The organism is Thalassobellus citreus (genome assembly GCF_044385915.1).
In the GTDB taxonomy this organism is placed as follows: Bacteria; Bacteroidota; Bacteroidia; order Flavobacteriales; family Flavobacteriaceae; genus Thalassobellus; species Thalassobellus citreus.
On sequence record NZ_JBISCC010000072.1, the window covers coordinates 1 to 4,171 of the forward strand.

The following is a 4,171-nucleotide window of genomic DNA, read 5'->3' on the forward strand; positions in this document are numbered from 1 at the left end:
AAAAACGTGTGGCAACAAAGCATAAAATTAATGGCTAGTTTTAGCTTACTTGGAAAATTCCTTCGGAATTTTCCGCTGGCAAGTTTCTATTTATTAAATTAGTGCTTAAACGCGCCACTAATATTATACGTAACCGTTGTAAAACATATAAAACTGACTGCGAAAACAAATGAAAGTTTACGGAAAATGTAAAAAATGTAAAACTGAAATCGGATATTCGACAAGTGCGAATACGAGAGTTGAATTTGCAATGCAAGATGGAGAAAACAAAACTCTGAATTGCAAAAATTGCGGAATAAAAACGGAATTTCACGTTGACGAATTATACACAAAAGAATCAAAAATTGCTCAAATTGGAGCGGGACTGATTTTTTTAATCGGAACACCATTAATGTTCTTTTTTGTGAATCCAATATTTTCTGGAAGCCGAAATCATTATGTGATTTATGTTGTTGGCGGATTTTTACTCGTGCCTGTTATTGCGTACGGAATTATAAAAAAGCAAGACCAAACAAGAGTGAGTTCATTTAATCGGAGTAAACTTAAAGGTCGAATTCATAACATCGGATGAAAAAAATACGTTTTACAACAAAGTATAAGAAATAATGCTTAAATTTATTCCTAAATCAAAAGGCTAGTGCGCATTTGGTCACTCTGATTTTCCTACGGAAAATCCTCGGACACAAAACCGCACTACTCTTATACACAACCGTTGTGTGTAATTTGACAATGAGACAAACAATAACCAAATCTGATAAAAATTTAAAAATCCTAAACAAACTAATTGTGAACGGATTTTACACTGGTTATATCGAACCCGAAAAGTTTGAATTAATGCCAAAGCGCTTTCCGAACAATTACAGGTTAATCGGAATTATAAATGAAAATGGAAATTATGACTTGAAATTTGATTTTAAGTCGCCAATGAATATTGCTGGAAAAATTTTAATCGGACTTGGAATTCTGACCATAATAGTTTCTCTGATTAAAGGAAATTGGATTTTGCCAATTGCGTTGGCTATATTCGGACTGATATTCTTTGCGGATTTTAAACTAAAAGAGAAAAAAGAAATAAATCGTTTGACTGACAAAATATTGGAATTTCATAAATCGGAATATAAATAAAAAACTACACACAACATCGCATATAAAAAATGCTTATTTTAGTGCTTAATCTTATGATTGTTACTCCTTTGCTTGCTTCTGATTTTCCTTCGGAAAATCCTCGCACACAAAGTCGCACTTTCCATATGCATAACCGTTGTGCATAATGTAACTCAACCGTAAAAACAACTGAATTGAATAAAATACCAAGCAAAATAAAATATTTAATTTACGGACTATGTGGACTGATTTTCATTACGTTGAATTTTGGTCTTGGAGCAAAACTTCAGATTGGATTGACTGAAAACCTACAAAAACTGACTAACTATTTTTTCGGAATCTCAACAAATACACTTGACTATTTAGTTTTTGCTTCTTTTCCATTTTTTGGAATGATTTTTAATTCTACACGAGAGGAATTTAAAATAAAAGAATTAATTACGGATATAATAACTGTTCTTCTTTTCGTGATAATAGTATTTGGAATTGGGCTTTTTATAATGGTTTTTTCAGCGAGACATTCAAACCCTTTGATTCCTGATTATTTAAAAGCAGAACCTTTTGATTTATATTCGACAATATTAATCGGAATAGGAATATTGACGCCAAATTTGATTATAAAACTGATGAAAAAGTAAAACACTATGCACAACAAAGTATATAAAAAATTGCTAGTTTTACCTAAACCAAAGTTTGTTGCTCGTTTGTTAGCTTCTGATTTTCCTTCGGAAAATCCTCGCACACAAACACGCAACATTTCATATACATAAACGTTGTATGCTATTTTGAGAAAAATGATTAACAAAAGATGAATTTAAATGATATTAAATTTGAGATAAATAAAGAACGAAAAAAAAAGCCTAAAATGAGAATATTAGAATATTGGGCAATTCTATCGTTTTTAGGAATAATTATTATAAAAACCATAATAAGACCAAAACACTTTTATATATCTGATACTTTTGATTTTTTACAAGGTACTTTACCTAATTTTTTTGCTGGATCAGGTTTATTTGTATTAGCGTTTGTTTTTTTTAGAGCTTTTTTTACCAATCAAAATTCAATTATAAAAAGAGTAATATTTGCTTTTACATTTTCATTTTTAGGTTTGACAATTTGGGAATTTACACAGTTTTTTATGGGATTTCCTATTGACTATTATGATATTTTAATGACAGCGATTGGAAATAGCTTCTCAATAATTATTGTTCTTTTAATTAGAATTAGATGATTTGATAATTTAAAATGGATAAAAAAACAGCATACAACAAAGTATAAGAAATAATGCTTAATTTTATTCCTAAACCAAAAAGATAGCGCGTATTTGGTCTCTCTGATTTTCCTACGGAAAATCCTCGGACACAAAACCGCACTATTCTTATACGTAAACGTTGCCCACAATTATGAAAAACTGCATAGCATTAATAATTACCATACTATTTTTCAATTCCCATTTTGGACAAAATCTGGAAAATGGAACTGAATTGTGCGTAATTAATATGTTAGGTGCTAAAGTCTATGAAAAGCCAACTTTGGAATCAAAAACATTGACTGAATTGAAAGTTGGAGAAAACTTAATTATTGAAACCATAATCCAAACGAACGAACAAATGGAAATCGGAAACGGATTCTCATTAAATGGGAATTGGATTAAGCCATTGAATATTAACGGATTTGTTTTCAGTTCTGACTTGTCCGACAAAAAAGTGGAAATTGGAAAAAGTGAATACGGACAAACCTATATAAACCTATTGGGAAAACTAACCGATGAGAAAGAAGAAAAAAAACTCATAAAAACAGAAAACGGAGAGTTTCCAAAATTTTTTGAATACAAATACTACGAAAATGGAACTTACACTTATACGGCTTGGGACGGATGCTTCGACCACATAACGGAATACAAAAATCTGACCTTAAATGAAGTATATCATCAAATGGTAAGTGACTATGGTGGAATAATGAACGAAAATGAGTTTTGGACACCAATCTTCCAAGAAAAATCTGGAAACTTTATAAAATTTGAAGGAGAAGGAGCAACAGAGGATTTAAAAATTGAATTAAAAGAAAACGGAAAAATCATAGTTTCGTCCTATGATTGTACGTAAAAATAACTGTGGGCAACAAAGTATAAGAAATAATGCTTAAATTTATTCCTAAATCAAAAGGTTAGTGCGCATTTGGTCTCTCTGATTTTCCTGCGGAAAATCCTCGGACACAAAATCGCACTATTCTTATACACAACCGTTGCCCACAATTATAACTCACTCAAAACTAAAAAATTGACACTTTCTGAAAATATCGCTTTAATTGCTGTTGGAATTTCACTTCTAGCATTTCTGATTTCATTCCTTTCATTTAGAAGAGAAAAAAAGAAATCGAATCAAGATTTACTCTTTCAAGAGAAAATCAACGCATATAAAGAAATCTCTTTTTTAGGAAATAAAACTTATGGTGATTTTTTTGACATAATAAACCTAGTCCAAGAATTCGACGGAACGAAAAAGGAATGGGACAAAAAATTCGTGAAATTTTCAGATGATTATTATGACCAAGCCTTTGAATTTCAAAATTTATTATCAAAATATATGGTAGTACTTCCGAATAAAATATATAAAAGTGTAAATGATTATTCAATGAATTTAATGGGTTTTGTAACTATATCTGGACATAATGATAGTGAATTAATTATTGATGGATATGACCGACTTGGAGACCATTTAAAAATTGTTGTCGAATTAATTAGAGCAGATTTAAATGTTGATAAACTGAATGTTGGACTTTCAAAACGAATAAAATAACTGTGGGCAACAAAGTATAAGAAATAATGCTTAAATTTATTCCTAAATCAAAAAGATAGTGCGTATTTGGTCTCTCTGATTTTCCTACGGAAAATCCTCGGACACAAAACCGCACTATTCTTATAAACAACCGTTGGCAGTAATGTAAAAAAACGCAGATAATGAAAGTAACACTAATAAGCATTCCAGTCCGAGACCAAGAAAAAGCCTTAAATTTTTACACTGAAAAATTAGGCTTCATAATAAAGAAGGACGAACCTCTAGGTGGT

The 4,171-nt window shown here is 30.5% G+C and carries 7 protein-coding genes; all 7 read left to right on the forward strand.

Annotated elements, in window-relative coordinates:
• Window positions 1–169 precede the first annotated feature (169 nt).
• Window positions 170–571, forward strand: coding sequence for a hypothetical protein (locus ACH5TX_RS00455; RefSeq protein ID WP_133357601.1), 402 nt, complete (start codon window positions 170–172; stop codon window positions 569–571).
• A gap of 158 nt (window positions 572–729) precedes the next feature.
• On the forward strand, window positions 730–1,125 hold the full coding sequence (locus tag ACH5TX_RS00460) for a hypothetical protein (protein ID WP_439337594.1): 396 nt from the start codon (window positions 730–732) through the stop codon (window positions 1,123–1,125).
• A 173-nt stretch (window positions 1,126–1,298) separates the two neighbouring features.
• Complete coding sequence (locus ACH5TX_RS00465; protein WP_439337595.1) at window positions 1,299–1,742, forward strand: hypothetical protein; 444 nt, start codon at window positions 1,299–1,301, stop codon at window positions 1,740–1,742.
• Between the two features lie 227 nt (window positions 1,743–1,969).
• Window positions 1,970–2,335, forward strand: coding sequence for a hypothetical protein (locus ACH5TX_RS00470; RefSeq protein ID WP_439337596.1), 366 nt, complete (start codon window positions 1,970–1,972; stop codon window positions 2,333–2,335).
• 172 nt (window positions 2,336–2,507) lie between these two features.
• Complete coding sequence (locus ACH5TX_RS00475) at window positions 2,508–3,209, forward strand: hypothetical protein (protein WP_439337597.1); 702 nt, start codon at window positions 2,508–2,510, stop codon at window positions 3,207–3,209.
• A gap of 174 nt (window positions 3,210–3,383) precedes the next feature.
• Window positions 3,384–3,902 carry a hypothetical protein gene (locus tag ACH5TX_RS00480; protein ID WP_439337598.1) on the forward strand — a complete coding sequence of 173 codons (519 nt, stop codon included), beginning with the start codon at window positions 3,384–3,386 and terminating at the stop codon, window positions 3,900–3,902.
• A 161-nt stretch (window positions 3,903–4,063) separates the two neighbouring features.
• A partial coding sequence (locus tag ACH5TX_RS00485; protein WP_439337599.1) for a VOC family protein occupies window positions 4,064–4,171 on the forward strand: 108 nt, incomplete at its 3' end.

Excerpts from the sequence above, each read along its gene's own strand:
- ACH5TX_RS00470 (WP_439337596.1), top strand. The coding sequence starts at position 1,970 with ATGAGAATATTAGAATATTGGGCAATTCTATCGTTTTTAGGAATAATT.
- ACH5TX_RS00475 (WP_439337597.1), top strand. The coding sequence starts at position 2,508 with ATGAAAAACTGCATAGCATTAATAATTACCATACTATTTTTCAATTCC.
- ACH5TX_RS00455 (WP_133357601.1), top strand. The coding sequence starts at position 170 with ATGAAAGTTTACGGAAAATGTAAAAAATGTAAAACTGAAATCGGATAT.
- ACH5TX_RS00460 (WP_439337594.1), top strand. The coding sequence starts at position 730 with ATGAGACAAACAATAACCAAATCTGATAAAAATTTAAAAATCCTAAAC.